Here is a 20,221-nt window from a genome sequence, read left to right as displayed (position 1 = left end):
GAGGGACGACCGGGCGGCTCACCGTCCTGCGAAGGATGCGGGCTGCGGCGTCCTCACACGTCGTTCCCGCAGGCCCCGTACGGGAGCGGCTTTACTCCCGTACGAGGCCGGTCTTAGAGGGTCCGCCTGCGGCGGACGATGATGGCCGCCGCGCCGGCGAGGCCGGCCAGCACGGCCGCGCCCGCGATGACGGCGACGTTCGATCCGGTCGATCCGATGACCGGCTTCTTGCCGGTGCTGCCGGTGCCGGGCTTGGACGGCTCCGACGGCTTCGACGGCTGGTCCGGGTCGGTCGGCTTCGACGGGTCGGTCGGCTGGTCCGGGTCCGGCGTGGGGGTCGGGTCCGGGTCGGGCGTCGGATCGGGATCGGGCGTCGGATCCGGATCGGGATCCGGAGTCTCGGCCTTGGCGAGCGCCTTGCGGGCCGCGGTCAGCGTCTTGGCGGCGTCGTCCACGGTCTGCTGGGTGGCGTTCTCGTCGGCGGCGACCTCGCGGGCCTTGGCGAGCGCGGTCTGGTAGGCGGTCCACGAGTCCGTCGTGTAGTCGGATTCGGTCAGGCCGTCCGCCTTGGCGATCTCCGTGTTCAGCGCGGTCTTGTCGACCTCCGGCGTCGGCTCGGGCGTCTCGGCCTTCACCAGCGCCTCGCGGGCCTGGGCGAGCTTGGCGGTCGCGGCGTCCACCTCGGCCTTCGTGGCGTCCTCCTTGGCGGCGACGGCCTTGGCCTCGTCGAGCGCCGCGGCGTATGCGGCCCACGAGTCCGTCGTGTAGTCGGATTCGGTCAGGCCGTCGGCCTTGGCGATCTCGTCGTTCAGCGCGGTCTTGTCGGCCGGTTCCGGCTTCGGGTCGGGCTTCTCGGCCTTCGTGAGCGCCTTGCGGGCCGCGGTCAGCGTCTTGGCGGCGTCGTCCACGGTCTGCTGGGTGGCGTTCTCGTCGGCGGCGACGGCCTTGGCCTCGTCGAGCGCCGCGGCGTACGCGGTCCACGAATCCGTCGTGTAGTCGGACTGCGTGAGGCCGTCGGCCTTGGCGATCTCCGCGTTCAGCGCGGTCTTGTCGGCCGGCTTCGGGGCGGGGGCGTCGGATTCGGCGATCGTGTACGTGGCGCCCTGCTCGGTGTCGAAGACGAGCAGCGTGTCGCCGGCGGCGTTGGTCACGGTGCGGGAGTCGACCGCCGTGCCGTCGGCGGCGGTGACCGCGTAGGCGCGTTCGCCGGCCGCGGTGACCTTGACCGCCGCCTGGCCGCCGTTGCCGGACGTGAGCGTCACCGTGTCGGCCTTGCCGCCGGCCCACGTCACGTCCACGGTGAAGCCGCCGCGCGCCACGAGTCCGCTGACCGAACCGGAGGCCCACGCCTTGGGCAGGGCCGGCAGGATGTTCGTGTAGTTGGCGTACGTGGTGCCGTCGGTGGCGGTGAACGTCGAGTTCGACTGCATGAGCATCTCGTTGACGCCCGACGTGTTGCCGAAGTTGCCGTCGATCTGGAACGGCGGATGCGCGTCGAACAGGTTCGGGTACATCGCCTTGGTGAGCTGCGCCTTGACCAGCTTGTAGGCGTGGTCGCCGTCGCCGGTGCGGGCCCAGGAGTTGATGCGCTGACCCACGCCCCAGCCGGTGGCGTCGTCGCCGCGGGTGGTCAGGGAGACCTTCGCCGCGTCCATGTACTCGGTGTTGTCCACGGTGATCAGGTCGCCGGGGAACAGGCCGAGCAGATGCGACATGTGGCGGTGTCCGGACTGGTAGCCGTCGATGCCGGAGCCGTCGGTGGTCTTGCCGAGCTCGCCCTCGAAGTACCATTCCTTGATCTGCCCGGAGGCGCCCACCTCGATCGGCTTGAGCAGGCTCTTGGCGCACGACCACGAGCGGTTCGCGTCGGCGTCGGTGAACGTGCCGTTCGCGTCGGTGGCCCAGTTGTCGGCCGAGCACTCCTCGATGTCGCCCACCAGGTCGGCGTCCGTGCCGAGCGCGGTCGCCGCCTCGATGGCGTCGTTGAGCATCTGCCAGACGAGCGAGCTCTCATACGTGTTGCCGTCGGTGCCGAGCGGGCCGTGCTCCGGCGAGTAGGCCACGCCGGTGGTCAGACGGGTCGTGCCGTCGGACGCCTTGAGGGCCGCCTTGTGCAGCATGTAGTTCACGTAGAAGTGCGATTCCTCCTTGAGCAGCGGATACACGTGCTCGCGCAGCAGGTCCGTGTCGCCCGTGTACTCGTACGCCTCGTACACGTTCTGCAGCAGCCACGGCATCGCGGCCGGGCTCCAGCCCCACGAGAACGCGTTGCCGGGGGCGGTCCAGCCGTAGGCGGTGTTCTCGGTGTGGGCCATGAAGCCCTCGCCTTCGCCGATCGCCGTGCCGGCGTCGGTGGAGGCGCCCGCATACACGCGCGCGGTCACGCGGCCCGGTTCGACCAGACCCTCGGCGTATTCGATGAGCGGTTCGGCCAGTTCGGCCAGATTGCCCGAATACGTCGGCCAGTAGTTCATCTGCAGGTTGACGTTCATGTGGAAGTCGGAACCCCACGGCGTCGACCCGTTATGACCGTTGTCGGAGGCGGTGGACGACCAGATGCCCTGCAGGTTCGACGGCAGCTGGCTGTTCTCGCGCGACGAGCCGATCGTCAGATAGCGGCCGTACTCGTAGACGAGCGTCTCCAGTTCGCGCTGCTGGGCCGTGGTGGCCGAGCCGTTCTGGTAGGCGCGCAGCAGCTGGTCGGTCGGCAGCGCGCCCTCGTCGGACGCCTTCGACTGGCCCAGGTCGAGCGACACGCGGTCGTACAGGTCGACGTGGTCCTTGAGATGCGCCTGCTTGACCGCGGTGTAGCCCTTGTCGGCGGCGTCCTGGACGGTCGCGGCGACGCGCTCGTCCACCTGCTCGGCGGTCTCGCCGGTGCGGTAGGCGGGATGCTCCTGCTTGTAGTCGGTCGCGGCGGCCACGTACAGCGTGACCGCGGTCGCGCCCTCGATGTGCAGGGACTTGCCGTCCGCGCCGGTCTCGATGGTGCCTTCGCCGCCGTCGGCTACGGCCTTGACGTGCGCATCGTAGCGCAGGCCGTTGTTGCCCAGCGCGCCGGCCACGGTGATCGTGTCGCCGCTGACCGTGGTGGTCTCGCCCTTCTTGGAGAAGCCGGCGTTCGTCGGCATCGACACGGTCAGGTCGAGCGCGCCCTCCTCGCTGGCGGTCAGGCGGGCCACGAGCACGTCGTCCGGGTTGGACGCGAAGTATTCGCGCGTGTACGTGACGCCGTCGCGTTCGAACGAGACGTCCGCCTTGCCCTTCGACAGGTTGAGGTCGCGACGGTAGTTGTCGGCGTCATCGTCGTCGAACGCGTAGTCGATGCGGATGTCGCCCCAGCTCTGGTAGGCGCCCTGTTCGGCGGCGTTCTCGCCGCCGGTGAGGCTGTTGGGGTTCACGGTCCGCACGCCGGTCTCGAGCTGCTTGTTCAGCGCGCGCAGCGTCGCGCCGTTCTGCCCCTTCGACTCGTTGTTGCCGCCGTTGTAGGTGGACGTGCTGCCCGGGCCGCCGGTCCACAGCGTCTCCTCGTTGAAGGTGATGCGCTCGTGGTCGACCTCGCCCCACACGGTGCCGCCGATGCGGCCGTTGCCGACCGGCAGGACCGTCTGCTGCCACTGCTTGGAGTCCGCCGAGGACAGGCCGTTGCCGTCCGCGCCGTTCTTCTGCGTCTTGGAGGCGCTCTGGCGGTACCACATCATGTCGTCGCCGCTGACGTCGCCGTCGCCGCCCTCCTCGACGGGCGCGGTCACGTAGACGTTGAACATGGCGGTGGCCTTCGGATGGTCCGTGGAGGTCACGACGATCGGGTACACGCCGATGCTGTCCTTGCGGAAGGCGGACGCGTCGACGGTGTACTGGTCGGAGGCGAGTTCGGTGGATGTGCCGGTGGTCGCGTCGGTGAGCGTGACCTTCAGACCGTCGGCGGTGAACTCCTCGCCGCGGTCGTAGCGCACCTTGGTCGGGGTGCCGGTGACGGTGAGCACGTACTGTTCCGGTTCGACCTCGACGGTCATGACGGGCGCCATCGAGGCGTCGGCGCCGGCCAGGGTGCCGTTGGCGCCTTCGGAGCTGACGAAGCGCACGTCGATGTTCTTGTCCTCGCCGAGAGCGAGGGTGACGATCTTCTTGCCGTTCTCGAAGCTCCTGCGCACGATGTCGGTCACGTCGAGCGTGACCTTGGTGGTCGCGTCGGCGTTCACGGTCATCTCATCGGCGTACTTGACCGATCCGATCGCGAAGTCGGCGGAGCTGGCGACGAGCGCGCCGTCGGCGGCGGAGTCGAAGTCGGGGCGGGTCGCCCACGTCGCGTCGTCGACCGCGCATTCGGCGGCGCCGTTGGTGCACTTCGTGGTGTCGACGGCGGTCAGATAGACCTTGTCGGTGGTGTTCGCGTCGTGGGTGGCGGCGCCCGCGTAGCCGGCGTAGGTCAGGGTGACGGACGCGCTCCTAGGCGCCTTGTCGTAGGCGGACAGGTCGAAGGAGAGCAGGCCCATCTTGGCGTCGGTGCCGTCGTTGGTGTCGGTGGAGACGAACTTCTCGCCGAAGGTGCCGTGGTCGCCGGTCGGGCGCAGTGCGCCGACGTAGGGCTTGGCGTTCATCTTCTGCGTCTTCTCCGACCCCCATGCCTGCAGCGTGGTGTCGGCGGCGACGCCCAGCGTGCGTTGCTCGGGCGCGGCCGTGACGCTCAGCGTCGGGGCCATCGACGCGTCGGCGCCCTTGAGGCCGCCGGCCGCGCCTTCGAGGCTGACGAAGCGCACGTCGATGTTCCTGTCCTCGCCGAGGGCGAGGGTGACGATCTTGCTGCCGTTCTCGAAGCTCCTGCGCACGATGTCGGTCACGTCGAGCGTGACCTTGGACGTGGCGCCGAGGGTCATGCCGTCGGCGTACTTGACCGCGCCGATGGCGAATTCGCCGGACGTGGCGACGAGCGCGTCGGCGGCGTCGGCGTCGAAGTCGGGACGGTTGGCCCAGGTCGCCTCGTCGGGGGCGCACGACTGCGCGTTGTTGGTGCAGTTCGTGGTGTCCACCGCGGTCACGCGGACCGTGTCGGTGGTGTTCGCGTCGCGGTTGGCGCCCGCATAGCCGGCGTAGGTGAGGGTGAGGATGGCCGAGCTGGGCGCGCGGTCATGGGAGGACAGGTCGAAGGTGAGCAGACCCATCTTGGCGTCGGTCTGGTCGGAGGTGTCGGCGGAGACGAACTTCTCGCCGAAGGTGCCGTGGTCGCCGGTCGGACGCAGCGCGCCGATGTAGGCCTTGGCGTTCATCTTCTGCGTCTTCTCCGTCGACCACGCCTGCAGCGTGGTGTCGGCGGACGCGGTGAGCGTGGCGACGTCGCCGGATGGGGCGTTCCCGGTCTGCATGGCGCCTGCCGGCGCGACCGTCAGCGCCAGCAGCATGCCTGCGGTGCCGCAGGTGGCCACCAGCGTCCTGGTGCGGGACCGGCCCCTATGGGGTCCGTTCATGGGTTCTCTTTTCTCGAAGGATGGATGTCGCGACGATGCGACTGTCGGGGACGGCAAGCACTGCATCGTGCCGTCGTGCGGAAATGGGCGGTGCGAGCGCGCCACCGGCCGGCGGGCCGGAAAGCTCGGTCAACCACATAATGTTAAGGAAGTTTACTAGATGTGTCAAACCGACGTAATGCTGCGCAGGGTCGCTTTCGGGGGTGTGCTGGTCGCCGTGGAGGGCGGTCGCTGGGGGTGATGTGTCCTGCGTTAACATTTCCCGAAGATTCTGCGGATTTACCCATATAACCGGTTCGATGCGACACCTCTTCGGAGGGTGGTGCCGATGGCTGCGGTGTGTCGGAGGAGTGGGATTTTTTGTAGTTAACGTAGTGTACATTAATGGGGGTCAATGCCTCGTCCGCCGCAGGGCGACGGGGTGCCTGCTTTCCCACCACGAAGGCGAAGGAGCCTTCCTCGGACGATCCGTCCCACCCGCACGGACCCGACCCGTCGGCCGCCGGCAACGGCGCCGGACCGGCCGCGGCGCGCGGCGGGGGAGGATCGGCATCGTCCGCCATCCAACGACGACCACCTGAAAAGAGAGAACATGGGTACATCACGGTTTGCCCCGCGCGCGCTCGCGGCGGGCATCGCCGCCATGATCGTCGCCGCCGGCCTCTCCGGCGTCGCCGCGGCCGACGATCTGACGGAGGCCGGCTACCACACCGCCGCACCCGCCGGACTGAGCCGTCCGGCCACGGTCCCCAGCCTCGACGGCTGGGACGACGGCGTCGGATCATGGACGCTCGGCGAGGGCACGCGCGTCGTCGCCGACGAGACGCTCGCCTCGCGCGCCGACATGCTGTCCACCGAACTGACGGCCTTCTCCAGCCTCGACGTGCCGGCCGCCACCGGCGACGCCGGCCCGGCCGACGTGTCGCTCGTCCTCGACGAGACGCGGCGCGACGAACTGGGCGCCGAAGGCTTCGCGCTCGACATCGGCAAGAACGGCTTCAAGGTCATCGGCGCCAGCGACATCGGCGTCTTCTACGGCACGCGATCCGTCTCGCAGATGCTGCGCCAGGGCCAGCTGACGCTGCCGGCCGGCACCGTCACCTCCACGCCCGCCTACGAGGAGCGCGGCGCCACGCTGTGCGCCTGCCAGATCAACGTGTCCACCGACTGGATCGACCGCTTCCTGTCCGACATGGCCGACCTGCGCCTCAACTACGTGCTCATGGAGATGAAGCTCAAGCCCAACGAGGAGAACACGAAGCGCGCCGAAGCCTGGTCGTACTACACCGCCGACGACGTCAAGGCGTTCGTCGCCAAGGCCAAGGACTACGGCATCGACGTGATCCCCGAGATCAACTCCCCGGGCCACATGAACATCTGGCTGGAGAACTACCCCGAATACCAGCTGGTCGACCGCTACGGCAACCGGGACTCCAACCGCCTCGACATCTCCAGCGAAGACGCGGTGAACTTCTACAAGACCCTCATCGACGAGTACGACGGCGCGTTCGACACCGACTACTGGCACATGGGCGCCGACGAGTACATGATGGGCTCCAGCTTCGCCAACTATCCGCAGCTCAAGGAGTTCGCCGAACGTGAATACGGCGCCGGCGCCACCGCCAACGACGCGTTCACCGGCTTCATCAACGAGATCAACGACTACGTCAAAACCAAGGGCAAGCACCTGCGCATCTGGAACGACGGCATCGTCACCACGCAGAACGTCACGCTCGACAAGGACGTGATCGTCGAATACTGGCAGGGCACCGGCCGCCAGCCCTCCGACCTCGCCTCCAACGGCTACGAGCTGATGAACGCCTCGCAGGCGCTCTACTGGTCGCGCTCCGCCAAGAGCGCCTTCACCGTCAACCCCCAGTACCTGTACGACAACAACTGGAACGTCGGCGTCTTCGACGGCTGGCGCCGCATCGACAAGAACTACGAGGGCCTGCGCGGCGCCAAGGTGTCGATCTGGCCCGACCGCTCCGACCTGCAGACCGAGAACGAGGTCGAACAGGAGATCTTCTACGGTCTGCGCTTCATCGCCCAGATGACCTGGTCCGACTCGCGCCCATGGGCCGACTGGACCGCGATGAAGGCGTCGGTCGACTCGATCGGCTACCCGCTGGCCATCCGCCAATACGTCTACCAGCCGCTCGAGGAAGGCACCTACGACATCCCCGGCCTCGACGCGGCCGCCCAAGGCCCGTGGAACCTGCGCAAGACCCCCGACGGCTACTACCAGATGGTCCAGGCCGACAGCGGCAAGTGCCTCTCCCTGCGTCAGGGCGTGGGCGACTCCAGCCTGCTCAAGGAACACCTCAACGTCGTCACCCAGGTCGGCGCCCGCCCCGAACTGGTCGAATGCGTCGACACCGACGTGACGTTCCGCGAGGACATCAACACCTCCACCGCGCCGGCCCGCAACCAGCAGAAGTGGCAGATCCGCACCGACAGGGACGGCCTGTACACCATCACCCCGGCCCTCACCCAGCAGCGGCTCGCCGTCGCCACCGGCCAGGAGGAGCACATCGACCTGACCCTCATGGACGAACAGGACGCCTCGCTGCGCCCGCAGGCCGGACAGATCGCCCAGTTCCCCCACGACCTCGTGGGCGACAACGCGCTGTTCGCCATCGAACCGCGACTCGGCATGAGCGCCACCGCGACCTCCACCGAAGCCACCCCCGCCTCGCCCGTCGACATCACCGTCAAGGTGCAGGCGGCGAACGGCGAGAACACCGGCGACGTGACCGTCACGCCCACCGTGCCCGAAGGCTGGACCGTGCTGCCCGAGCGCGTCGACCTCAGGTCCGTGCCCGCCGGCAAGAGCGCCAAGGCGGTGTTCCGCGTCGTCAACACCACCGGCGAAGGCGCCGCCGACATCGCGTTCGCGATGACCGGAGCCGACGGCACCGAACTCGCCCGCACCTCGATCGGCCTGACCGGCAAGCTCACCTTCGACGTGCGCACCTCCGACTACGCGGCCGACTCCGTGGCCGACACGAGCCAGGAGCGCGCGCCCGTGAGCAACGCGTTCGACAAGAACCCCAACACCTACTGGCACACCAAGTGGGATCCGACCGAGGACCTGCCGCCGCACTGGATCGCGTTCAAGGCGTCGATGGACGGCGCCACGCTCGCCACCGTCACCGAACTGCCGCGCCAGGGCAATAACAACAACGGCATGATCCGCCGGTACCAGCTCTACGTGGTCCCCGCCGACACGGCCGCATCCGTCGGCGACATGACCGACGAGCAGTGGGGCGCGCCCGTCGCCCACGGCGAGTTCCCGAAGAGCACCGCCCTGCAGACCATCACCGTGCCCGACGGGTCCGTGCCCGCCGGCGACGTGTACGTCAAGCTCGTCGGCGACGAGATGTTCCCCGGCAAGGACGCGGTCGACCCGGCGAACTTCACGTCCGTCGCCGAACTCAACGCGACCGCCGTCGTCACGCCGGTCGAGATCGTCGCACCCGACCAGCCCGACGACAACCCGGTCGCCGTCGAAGCCGACAGGACCGCGCTTGCCGCTGCGGTCGAGAAGGCCGACGCGCTGAACGAGGACGACTACACCGCCGAATCGTGGGAGCGCTTCCAGACCGCGCTGTCGGCCGCCAAGGCCGTCCTCGCCGATGCCGAGGCCACCCAGGAACGCGTGGACGCGGCGCTGGGCGCCCTCGAAGCGGCCGCACCGACCCGCCGTCCCGAACCCGAACCGGAACCGACGCCGGTGGACAGGACAGCGCTCGCCGCGGCCCTGTCCGAAGCGAACGCGATGAGCGCCGACGGCTACACCGCCGACTCGTGGGCACGGTTCGACCAGGCTCGTGAAGCCGCACGCACGGTGATGGACGACGACAAGGCCACCCAGGACGACGTGGACCAGGCGCTCGGCGCCCTCGCCGAAGCGCGCGACGGACTCGTCAAGGAGACGCCGAAGCCCGAGCCGACGCCGGTGGACAAGACCGCGCTCGCCGCGGCCGTCGAGAAGGCCGGTGCGCTGGTCGAAGCCGACTACACGGCCGACTCGTGGACGGCGTTCGCGACGGCGCTCGCCGACGCGCGCCGTGCGCTGGCCGACGAGAACGCCGCGCAGGAGGTCATCGACGGTTCCCTCGCCGCGCTCAACGGTGCGATCGACGCGCTCGTCAAGGCCGAGACGCCCGACCCCGACCCCGATCCGGAGCCGGAGCCGACGGTCGTGGACAAGAGCAAGCTCTCGGACGCGGTCGACAAGGCCGGCAAGCTGGTTGAAGCCGACTACACCGCCGACTCGTGGACGGCGTTCGCGACGGCGCTCGCCGACGCGAAGGCGGTGCTGGCCGACGACGCCGCGACCCAGGAGGCCGTGGATGCGGCGCTGACCGCGCTCGACGGCGCGTCCGGCGCGCTCGTCAAGGCCGAACCGACCGACCCGGACAAGCCGACGGATCCGGACAAGCCGTCCGAGCCGTCCAAGCCGACCGAACCGGCGAAGCCGTCCAAGCCCGGTACGACCGGTACCGCCGACACGAAGCCGACGATCGGCGCGACCGGCGCCGCCGTGACCGCGGCGATCGTCGTGGCCCTGCTCGCCGGCGCGGCCGGTGCGGTCGGGCTGGCCGTCCGCCGTCGCGGCGGACGCTGACGGCAACGGAAGCCCCGTTGCGGGACTTCCCATCATGAACCATCGGCGCAGGCATCGCCTGGCGCCGGTCCGTCCCCTCCCCGGAAGGGACGGCATGGAACGGCCGGGATCTCCGGCCGGCCTCCCGGCGTCGTCCGCCGCATCGCAGCGGCGGACGACGCATCCACCATCATCGGCGGGCCTCGACGGCGAGGCCCGCCATCCCACGTAAGGACATCATCCATGAGTACGACGAAACGGGCGGCGCGCGCGATCGGCGCGCTGCTCGCCGCACTGGCGCTGACCATCGCGCCGGCCGCGGCATGGGCGGCGCCGGACGACGCCGCGACGCACGCCGAAGCGGCCAATCTGGCGCCCAAGGCGACCGTCACCGCATCAGGGCGCGAAACCGGCGGACAGAAGGGCCCCGAACTCGCCGCCGACAACCGCGACCTGCCCGACAACCCCACCAACCCGTCCGTGCACAACGCGACGGACGCCTCGCGCTGGAGCGCCAACGGCGGCGACGGCCCATGGTGGCTCGCCTACGAATTCCCCGCGAAGGCGACGATCTCCAGCGTGCGCATCGCCTGGGGCAACACGTACGCCACCGCCTACTCGCTGCAGACCTCCGACGACGGCGTCACCTGGCAGGACGTCGCCACCGGACTGAGCGGCACCGGCAAGGCGCAATGGTCCGAAACCGTGTTCGACACCCCGCTGACCACCACCCACCTGCGCATGGTCGCCACCGCCAAAAGCCAGTCGTACCCGCTGTCGGTGTGGGAGATGCGCGCAATCGGCACGATGGAGGCCGTCGTCGCCGACCCGCTCGACGGACTGACCCCCAAGCCGCTGTACGCGGCCTCGCAGGACGGCGACCCGTTCACGTTCGCCTCCGACACCTGCGTGAGCGTCTCCGACCCGTCGCTCGAAGCCGCCGTGGACATCCTGCGCGACTCGCTGGGCGCATCGTACGGACTCGACCTGCCCGTCGGCACCCAGTGCGCGGTGTCGTTCGCCATCGACCCCGCCCTCGACGTGAGCGGACGCATCCCCGACGGCGGTTCGGCCAGTCTCGACGAGTCGTACCGGATCGATGCGGACGCCGACGGCATCGCCGTCACCGCGGCCGGCGCCAAGGGCGGCATCTGGGCCGCGCAGACGCTGCTGCAGCTGATCGGCCCGTGGACGTCGTCGCCGGTGAAGCTCGCCGCCCCGGCCACCGTCCCCGCGTCGCTCATCGAGGACGCGCCCCGCTACGAGTGGCGCGGCCTGCTCGTCGACCCGGCACGGTCGTTCTACCCGGTCGACGAACTCGAACGCATCATCGACGTCATGTCCGCCTACAAGCTCGACATCCTGCACCTGCACCTGAGCGACGACGAAGGCTTCCGCCTCGAGATCACCAACGACGGCCGCGCCGACGGCGACACGACCGACTACACGCGCCTCGCCGACGTGTCCGACTCGACGTCGTTCCCCGCCAAATGGCCCAACCAGGCCTGGTCGCCCGCCCAGGACGGCCGCACCGGCCACTACACGCAGGAGGACTTCATCGGACTCGTCACCTACGCGGCGGACCACGGCATCGCGATCGTGCCCGAATACGACGGCCCCGCCCACTCGATGGGCCTGCTGCAGGCGCTGCCCGAACTCAACACCGGCAACTCCCACCCCAAGCCGGCCGCCGGCAAGGACACCGCCGAACTCACCAAGGAGAACTACGGCAAGACCAGCCTCGCCACCGACTCCGACGCGACCTACACGGTCATGGCGCACATCATGGACCAGACCGAGGCGATGATCGAGCAGGGCATCGCCGCCTCCGCCATGCCCGCCGACGAAGTGCTCGCCGACTACCTGCATCTGGGCGGCGACGAACTGTTCCTCAACGACGGCGCGCAGGAGACCCGCACCCAGCAGTATCTGGGACGCACCGGCGAACTGGCCGCCGAACGCGGCAAGACCGCGATCGTATGGAACGACGGCCTCGCCGCCGTCGACCAGATCCCCGCCGGATCGGTCGTCCAGCACTGGACCGGCAACGCCGCCACCGACGCGCGCATCCGCAAGCTCCTCAACGAGCGCGACGGCCGCATCATCATGTCCCCGGCCGCCAACGCGTACTTCCCGCAGAAGCCCGGCAACGAGCTCACCGGCGTCTCCTGGGCGTGCGGCGGCGCCTGCACCACCTCCAACTTCTACGAGTGGAACCCCACCAGCGCGGCCGGCACCACCGAAGACAAGGTGCTGGGCGTCGAGGACGCGCTGTGGAGCGAGCACCTGCGCTCGCTCAACGACGCCGAACTGCTTATGTACACGCGCATGTTCGCCACCGCCGAAGTCGGCTGGACCCAGCAGTCGCAGCGCTCCTACACCGACTGGAACCGCCGCGCCGCCGACATGGGCATCGGCCTGATGAACCGCGGCGAGAACTTCCACAAGGCCTCCGAGATCCGCTGGCACGGCTCCTACCGGGCCGTCGACGCGGCCTCCGAGGCATCCGGCGCGGCGACCGGATCCGACGGGACGGTCATGATCGGCCGCTACGCCGAACCCGGCCTCACCGGCACCGACGGACTGGACATCGACGCCGTATACACCGGCGAGGACGGCGGCGAACACACGCTGCCGGTGACGCTGAGCATGGCGCAGACGTTCACCACGCAACGCACCGAAGGCGGCAAGCTCGTCGTCGACAGCGCGCGGATGAACTCGCCCGTCGACGTGGCCGTGACCCTGCCCGCCGACGTGACCGGCGCCGACGGCGAACAGGTCGGCACGATCCGGGTGCGCGTCGCATCCTCCAGCGGCGTGAGCGTGGACGGCGAGGAGACGACCATCGGCATCGCCGTCGAAGGCGGCCGCGTGACGCAGGTGTGGACCGGCGACGTCCGGCCCGACCCGACGCCCGATCCGGAACCGAAGCCGGACCCCGATCCGGACCCGGAACCTGAGCCGACGCCGGTGGACAAGAGCGCGCTGACGGCCGCGGTCGACGAGGCCGGCGCGCTGGTCGAAGCCGACTACACGGCCGACTCGTGGACGCCGTTCGCCGCGGCGCTCGCCGGCGCGCGCACGGTGCTCGCCGACGACGCGGCCACCGCGGACGACGTTGCCGCGGCGCTCGACGCGCTGAACGCGGCGCGCGGCGGACTAGTCGAGGCGGAGGTGCCTGATCCCGACCCGGACCCGAAGCCGGATCCTGATCCCGACCCGGCGCCTGATCCCGACCCGGCTCCGGTGGACAAGAACAAGCTGGAGGCGGCCGTACGACAGTGGGGCGCGCTGACCGAGTCCGACTACACGTCCGCATCGTGGAAGGCGTTCGCTGCGGCGCTGGCCGATGCCAAGGTCGTGCTGGGCAATGATGCGGCCACCGCGGACGACGTGACCGCGGCGCTCGACGCGCTGAATGCGGCGCATGGTGCGCTCGTCAAGGCGCCGGTCGATCCGTCCACGCCGACGGATCCCGACAAGCCGGGCAAGCCGACGAAGCCGGCCGAGCCGTCGACCAAGCCGGGCAATCCGGGCAAGCCGGTCATCGGTTCGACCGGCGCGGCGGTGGGCGCTGCGATCGCCGTCGCGCTGCTCGCCGGTGCGGCCGGTGCTGCTGTGCTGGTCGCCCGTCGGCGTGACTCGCGCTGACGGACGACGTCAAGCCGGCGACTACCGCTGCTGAGGAGCCCGTCATCGTCGGACGGGGAGAATGCGAAACACGTTCCCCCATCCGACGGTGACGGGCTTCGTCGTGTCCGGCTTCGACCGTCTTTCGGACGGCGTTGTGGACGATTTTGGGGCTGATGACTGAAACTTGCGCGTAGCACAATATGGGCGGAAGGGCAAATCGTGGTAGGTTTCGGTGGACGTCCACCATGGTTATCCACAGTTGTCCACGGATTATCCCCCAAGTTATCCACATAGTTGTCCCCAATATGTGGATAACCTTGGGGAAATGTGCCCCATATATGGGGGGTGGATACCTGATTTGTCACAAGATTGTGGATAACTTCCGGAAAAGTTATCCACATTGCACCATTCCGTGCGTGTCGCGTCGATGGTCGGCAAACGATTGACAAAACGGTGTCGGATGACGATATCGTGCTGTTCATCATGTCCTGACAGCAGCGGAACTTCGTGTGACGACGCTCCGGGAACGCGACGACGTACGATCGCACGTAATCGGACGATGTCCTCCGCGAGGCCAATCCGCTGCCTCCTGCCGGCCCCCTATACTCGGTAGCTATGGCAGACGGAACCACTTGGGAAGAAGACGGCCCCGCCCCCGCGCCCGACGGGGGAGCGGACTGGGGCGATCACAGCGGACGCGACGACTGGGACGATCGGTCGGAGCGCGGCGGCCGCGATGGACGCGACCGCGGCGGACGCGACCGCAACGGGTCGTCGTATGACCGCGGCGACGGATCGTACCGTCGCGGCGACTCCGCGCGGTCGGTGCGCGACGCGCTGTTCGACCGCGTCCCCCCGCACGACGACGACGCCGAGATGGCGGTCCTCGGCGGCATGCTGATGAGCAAGGACGCCATCGGCGAGGTGTCGCAGACCATCGACGTGGCCGACTTCTACCAGCCGAAGCATCAGACCATCTACGAGGCGATCATCAGCCTGTTCTCCGCGTCCCAGCCGGTCGACGCGGTCCTCGTCGCCAACCGGCTGCTCGCCGACGGCGACCTCGACAAGGTCGGCGGCGTCGACTATCTGCACAGTCTCGTCGCATCCGTGCCGACCGCGGCGAACGCGACCTACTATGCGGACATCGTGCACCAGCGCGCCGTCCTGCGCAACGTCATCGCCGCCGGTACCAAGATCGCCCAGCTCGGCTACTCGGCCGAGGGCTCGCAGGCGGAGGACGTCGTCAACCTCGCCCAGGCCGAGGTGTACGAGATGTCGGTCGGCAAGGTCCGCCAGGACTACGCGGCGATCGGCCCCGTCGTCTATGAGGCGCTCGACCAGATCAACAAGCTGCAGAACGGCCTCGTCAACAAGGGCGTGCCGACCGGATTCCGCGACATCGACGACGTGACGCAGGGCCTGCAGCCCGGCCAGATGGTCGTCGTCGCCGGCCGACCCGCGATGGGCAAGTCGACGCTCGGCATCGACTTCGCGCGCGCCGCCGCCCTCGGCCACGGCATGACCACCATCGTGTTCAGCCTCGAGATGAGCAAGGTGGAGCTCGCCCAGCGCATCATCTCCGCCGAAACGAACATCCCGCTGGGCGCGCTGCGCCGCGCCGACGAGATCACCCCCGACCGGTGGAACATCCTCGACCGGTTCCTCGCCAACCTGGGCGAAAAGCCGCTGTTCATTGACGACTCGCCCAACATGAGCCTCATGGAGATCCGTGCCAAATGCCGCCGGCTCAAGCAGACCAACGATTTGAAGCTCGTCGTCATCGACTACCTGCAGCTCATGACGTCCGGCAAGCACGTCGAAAGCCGCCAGCAGGAGGTCTCCGAGTTCTCGCGAGCCCTCAAGCTGCTTGCCAAGGAGCTGGAGGTGCCGGTCGTGGCGCTCTCGCAGCTCAACCGAGGCCCCGAGATGCGCAACGACAAGAAGCCGCAGCTGTCCGACCTGCGTGAATCCGGCTCGATCGAACAGGACGCCGACGTGGTGTTCCTCGTGCACCGGCCCGACTTCTACGACAAGGAGGACCGCCCCGGCGAAGCCGACATCATCATGGCGAAGCACCGTAATGGTCCCACTGAGACGTTCCACCTCGCGTTCCTCGGCGCGACCTCCAAGTTCAAGGACATGCCGCAGGACTACAGCACCGGCCCGGCCGTGTGACGGCGGTCCGGCGGCGGGCGGCGGGCCTGGTGCCGCATGCGGGGCCGCGCGCGATCCGGTGAAGCCGGTGGGCGTAAGCGGCATGTGTTGGTACACTGGACGATGCAGATACAGGTGCGCCGTCCGCGTCCATACTTGCCGTGCTGGCCTCCACACGTATAAAAGGATTCCGCCGCCCGATACGAATGGCGTCAGGGGTTGCAAAGCCCCGGAACGTATCCAGTCCCACCACGGGGACGCTAAGCATCGTGGGGAACGCGTCCGTGCGAACGGACGCGGACTGTCACCGCGGTAGACGTTAAAGGCCACAAGCAAGCCGGTCAGCCCAAGGGCGCCGGCTTCTTTCGTCCCAGGGGGAGGGCTGCAAGCCATTCGATTCAGACAAGGAAGCTGTTCCGGTCGACTTCACCATCCAGTACCATCGAGCCATTGTCCACGTTACGCAAGAAGGGGTAGAGCATGGCAACCGCTTGGGGTGATGAAAGCATTCGAAAAACCGGAGTGCCTTCGCCTATGTACTTGATGGGAGCGTGCGTGTGCGACGACGATGAAATCCTGGCCCGTAGAAGATTGGAATCGCTCAAGCCTAAGAGTGCTCGGAAACTGCATTGGCGCGACATGCGGCCGGTAACGCGGGGCAAGGTCATCGACACGATCGACGCCATGCATCTCGATCACGTCATCGTGGCCGCGGTGCCTATGAGCCGTTGGAATACCGCCGAACGAGCCCGGCGCAAATGTCTGGAGCATCTTCTTCCTCTATTGGAAAAGGAATATGGCGTGAAAACGCTCGTACTTGAACGGCGCGAAATCTCACAGGACAGAAACGATATTCGATTCATCGACGGTCTGCGCAGCCGTGGATTCATCGGAACGATTCATGTCAAACTCCAGGCCGGAGAAGAAGACGCAAGGCTGTGGCTTCCGGATCAGTTGCTCGGAGCCTATGGCGACGCTCGAACCGGTGAAGGAAGGTACGATGGTTTCCTCAGCTGTGTGCGAACTGTGGTCATTGATGGTGATTGACATTGTCAAACCGTGTATACTACTAGGTGAGCCGCCCCCGCTGGGGGAATGGAAGTGAGAGCCGGACGCCCCGAGTATCTTGGGGGCCGGCTCTCGCGTTATTCGTGTTCGGTTTCGTGGAAGCATAAGGACTCTTCGTGTTTTTTCATGCGCCAACGGCACCGTCTCCGAACTGTACCGGCGCAAGGTGTGCGAGCGGTGAGGGATAAGGCCGTTCGGTTGGTCATGATGGGAAATCGTGAGTGACTGCGCTGGACGTCGGCAAAGACCTGAACCTCGGGAGTGTCGTCGGTCGTCGGCGATTCGGCGTGGACGGGTAGGATGGGCGATGGCGGACGGCGGCGGGCGTCGCCGCGCCGGCGGCATGCGGCGTCGCACGACGGCGCCATCAGGGAAGGACGATACATGGGTACCGATGCACAGCGCGTTTCACGTGAAACGGAACCGGCCGACGGTGCGTCGGCGGGTGCGACGCCGGCCGCGGCGGCTTCGGCGGCTTCGGTGGCACCGGCTGCACCGGCCGTGCCACGCAAGCCGTGGCACGCGTTCGCGACGCCGCTCATCGGCAAGGGCGTGCGCCGCGCATCCCGGCTCCTGCACCACGGCGGATCCGCCTTCCCCGGCAAGATCGCCGAAACCATCGACCCCGGCTTCCTCGCCCGCACGCTCGCCCAGCTGCCGCTCGGCGTCGTACTCGTCTCCGGCACCAACGGCAAGACCACCACCACGCGCATGGTCGCCACCATGCTCGCCGACCTCGGACTGCGCGTCTTCACCAACCCCACCGGCTCCAACTTCACCCGCGGCGTCGCCTCCGCACTCCTCGAACAGGTCAGCCTCGGCGGCCGGCTCGACGCCGACATCGCCGTCCTCGAACTCGACGAGGCGTACGCCGTGCACTTCGTACGCCAATGCCGCCCGCGCTACGCGCTCCTCCTCAACGTGATGCGCGACCAGCTCGACCGCTTCGGCGAAATCGACAACACCGCCCGGCTCCTCGGCCACGTCGCCGAAGCCACCACCGGCACCGTCGTCCTCAACCGCGAAGACCCGCGCATCGCCCGCCTCGCCGACCTCGTACGCACCCCGGGCGCCGACGTGCGCTGGTTCGGCCTGTCCGACGACCTGCGCCGGTTCTTCCCCTCCGACGACGACATGACCGTCACCATCGACCTCGGCGACGCCGCCGCGACGACCGACGCGGCAGGTGCGGCGTCGGCGGGCGCCGCGGACGGCGATGCGGGCGCGCCGACCGTCGCCGGCGCAACGGCCCCGGCCGCCGGCCGGCCCGACGCCGACGTCATCCTCACCCGCGTCGGCGACCACCGCGCCGACCTGACCATCGACGGCGTCACCCACACCACCGACGTGCGGCTCGAAGGCGTGTACAACCTGTACAACGCCGCCGCGGCGCTCGCCGTCGTACGCGCCGTACAGGCCGACCCACGCACCGGACGCATCATCGACCATGCCTCCGGACGCGGACGAGCCGCGCTCGCCGCACGCATCCGCGACTTCCGTGACGCCGGCACCGACGCGCTCGTCGCCGCCCTCGCCGGCGTCACCCCCGCATTCGGCCGCGGCGAGATCATCGACGTCAACGGACACCCCACCGAACTCCTGCTCGTCAAGAACCCCATGGGATTCCGCCTCGCCCTCGCCTCCTTCCCTCCCGACGGCGCCGACACGATGATCTGCATCAACGACGAATACGCCGACGGCCGCGACATGAGCTGGCTGTGGGACGTCGACTTCTCCTCGCTGCGCGACGGCGGCGTCAAGCAGGTGTCCGGCGTACGCGCCTGGGACATGGCCCTGCGACTCGAATACGACCGCGTGCCCGTCGGCGCCACCGACACCGACCTCGACGCGGCGCTCGCCGCATTCGTCGCCGCCGATCCCGCGCACCCCGGCCGCCGACGCCACATCTACTGCACGTACACGGCCATGCTCCACGTGCGCGCGGCGCTCGCGCGCATCGCCGACGTGGCCGACGCCGGCGTCGGACGGTGACGGGCGCGCCCACGCATCCGACGATGCACGCAACGAACTGAAACGCAAGCAACGCATGCAACGCATGCAACGAAAGGCGGGCCAATGACCACCATCGACATCATGTCGCTGTACCCGAAGGACATGAACATCTACGGCGACACCGGCAACGTGCTCACCGTCGCGCGCCGGCTCGCCCTCTACGGGTACGAGCCGCGCGTCATCGCCTACAACCAGGGCGACCCGTGGCCCGACCACGTCGACATGATTCTCGGCGGCGGCGGACAGGACACCGGGCAGAAGAAGATCGTCGACGACTTCTACCGGCGTGCCGACCTGCTGCGCGCGCTCGCCGCCGACGGCGTGCCCATGCTCATGATCTGCGGCCTGTACCAGCTGTTCGGCGAATACTTCGAAACGGTCGACGGGGCGCGGCTCGACGGCATCGGCGTGATCGGCGCGTACACGGTCGGCCGCGACGTGCGCATGATCGGCAATCTCGTCGAACACTCCGACGACTTCGGCGACGTGATCGGCTACGAGAACCACTCCGGACAGACGTTCCTGCGCGACGGCGTGCGGCCGCTCGGCCGCGTCGACGCCGACGGCACCGGCAACAACGGGCAGGACCACACCGAAGGTGCGCGCGTGCACAACGTGATCGGCACGTATATGCACGGCTCGCTGCTGCCGAAGAACCCGGCCGTCGCCGACTTCCTGATCCGCACCGCCGTCGAACGCCGCTACGGCGCGTTCGAGCCGGAGCGGCTGCAGGATGCGGACTCGCGCGCGGCGCTGCAGCGGCTGGACGAGGCCGCCGAGCAGGCCCGGCGCGTGGCTGCGGGGCGACCCCGGTAATTGGGGCGCGACGGTCCCGTTGCGTGACCTGAGACCGAGGACAAGCTGGCTTCTCGGACTCAGGTCACGCAGACGGGGTGGTTGGCGTGACCTGGCCCCGAGGATTGGGTAGGTTCCCGGATTGAGGTCACGCAAAGATGGCCGTTTGCGTGAGCTGGGGCCGAGGACCGGGGAGGTTATCGGGTTCCGGTCACGGAGGAACAAGGATGTGCGCAGTCGGGTCCTGAGAGGGGATGGGTTGCCGGTGCGGAAATCGGGAAGCCCTCGATCCGATCGAGGGCGACATTGGCCTTGGATGGTGACCAAGGATCATGAGGAAGACCGTAATCTGGCTCTTCGCATTTTGGTGTGTAAGGGCCGTGCGGTTTGATTCGGTGTGTGATTGAAAAAATGAATGAAACCGCGCGGCTTGGTATTGAGTCTAGCGCGTTCGACGGCCGGGTCCTGCTCGGCCTGG

7 protein-coding genes are annotated in these 20,221 nt (G+C 68.3%); 6 read left to right on the top strand and 1 reads right to left on the bottom strand.

Going from position 1 to position 20,221, the window contains the following annotated elements; genetic code table 11:
- Positions 1–113: 113 nt before the first annotated feature.
- Complete coding sequence (locus D2E24_RS08345) at positions 114–5,465, bottom strand: glycosyl hydrolase family 95 catalytic domain-containing protein (protein WP_164521065.1); 5,352 nt, start codon at positions 5,463–5,465, stop codon at positions 114–116.
- 592 nt (positions 5,466–6,057) lie between these two features.
- Between D2E24_RS08345 and D2E24_RS08340 the strand changes: the two genes are divergently transcribed.
- From D2E24_RS08340 to D2E24_RS08315, 6 genes are all read left to right on the top strand, one after another.
- Positions 6,058–10,098: a family 20 glycosylhydrolase gene (locus tag D2E24_RS08340; protein ID WP_125968885.1), complete on the top strand. Its 4,041-nt coding sequence runs from the start codon at positions 6,058–6,060 to the stop codon at positions 10,096–10,098.
- Between the two features lie 222 nt (positions 10,099–10,320).
- Positions 10,321–13,728, top strand: coding sequence for a family 20 glycosylhydrolase (locus D2E24_RS08335; RefSeq protein ID WP_125968884.1), 3,408 nt, complete (start codon positions 10,321–10,323; stop codon positions 13,726–13,728).
- Positions 13,729–14,325: 597 nt separating this feature from the next.
- Positions 14,326–15,888: a replicative DNA helicase gene (gene dnaB, locus D2E24_RS08330; RefSeq protein ID WP_241222930.1), complete on the top strand. Its 1,563-nt coding sequence runs from the start codon at positions 14,326–14,328 to the stop codon at positions 15,886–15,888.
- A gap of 459 nt (positions 15,889–16,347) precedes the next feature.
- A complete protein-coding gene (locus tag D2E24_RS08325) occupies positions 16,348–16,914 on the top strand; it encodes a hypothetical protein (protein WP_125968883.1) in 567 nt (188 codons plus the stop codon).
- Between the two features lie 405 nt (positions 16,915–17,319).
- Positions 17,320–18,927, top strand: coding sequence for a Mur ligase family protein (locus D2E24_RS08320; protein ID WP_125968882.1), 1,608 nt, complete (start codon positions 17,320–17,322; stop codon positions 18,925–18,927).
- Positions 18,928–19,011: 84 nt separating this feature from the next.
- Complete coding sequence (locus D2E24_RS08315) at positions 19,012–19,764, top strand: type 1 glutamine amidotransferase (protein WP_125968881.1); 753 nt, start codon at positions 19,012–19,014, stop codon at positions 19,762–19,764.
- Positions 19,765–20,221 lie beyond the last annotated feature (457 nt).

This window comes from Bifidobacterium samirii, from assembly GCF_003952945.1.
GTDB classification, from domain to species: Bacteria; Actinomycetota; Actinomycetes; order Actinomycetales; family Bifidobacteriaceae; genus Bifidobacterium; species Bifidobacterium samirii.
Note: the sequence above shows the minus strand (reverse complement) of the source record. Positions and strands in the feature narration are given on the sequence as shown.

Excerpts from the sequence above, each read along its gene's own strand:
- D2E24_RS08340 (WP_125968885.1), top strand. The coding sequence starts at position 6,058 with ATGGGTACATCACGGTTTGCCCCGCGCGCGCTCGCGGCGGGCATCGCC.
- D2E24_RS08320 (WP_125968882.1), top strand. The coding sequence starts at position 17,320 with ATGGGTACCGATGCACAGCGCGTTTCACGTGAAACGGAACCGGCCGAC.
- D2E24_RS08315 (WP_125968881.1), top strand. The coding sequence starts at position 19,012 with ATGACCACCATCGACATCATGTCGCTGTACCCGAAGGACATGAACATC.
- D2E24_RS08345 (WP_164521065.1), bottom strand. The coding sequence starts at position 5,465 with ATGAACGGACCCCATAGGGGCCGGTCCCGCACCAGGACGCTGGTGGCC.
- dnaB (WP_241222930.1), top strand. The coding sequence starts at position 14,326 with ATGGCAGACGGAACCACTTGGGAAGAAGACGGCCCCGCCCCCGCGCCC.
- D2E24_RS08335 (WP_125968884.1), top strand. The coding sequence starts at position 10,321 with ATGAGTACGACGAAACGGGCGGCGCGCGCGATCGGCGCGCTGCTCGCC.
- D2E24_RS08325 (WP_125968883.1), top strand. The coding sequence starts at position 16,348 with ATGGCAACCGCTTGGGGTGATGAAAGCATTCGAAAAACCGGAGTGCCT.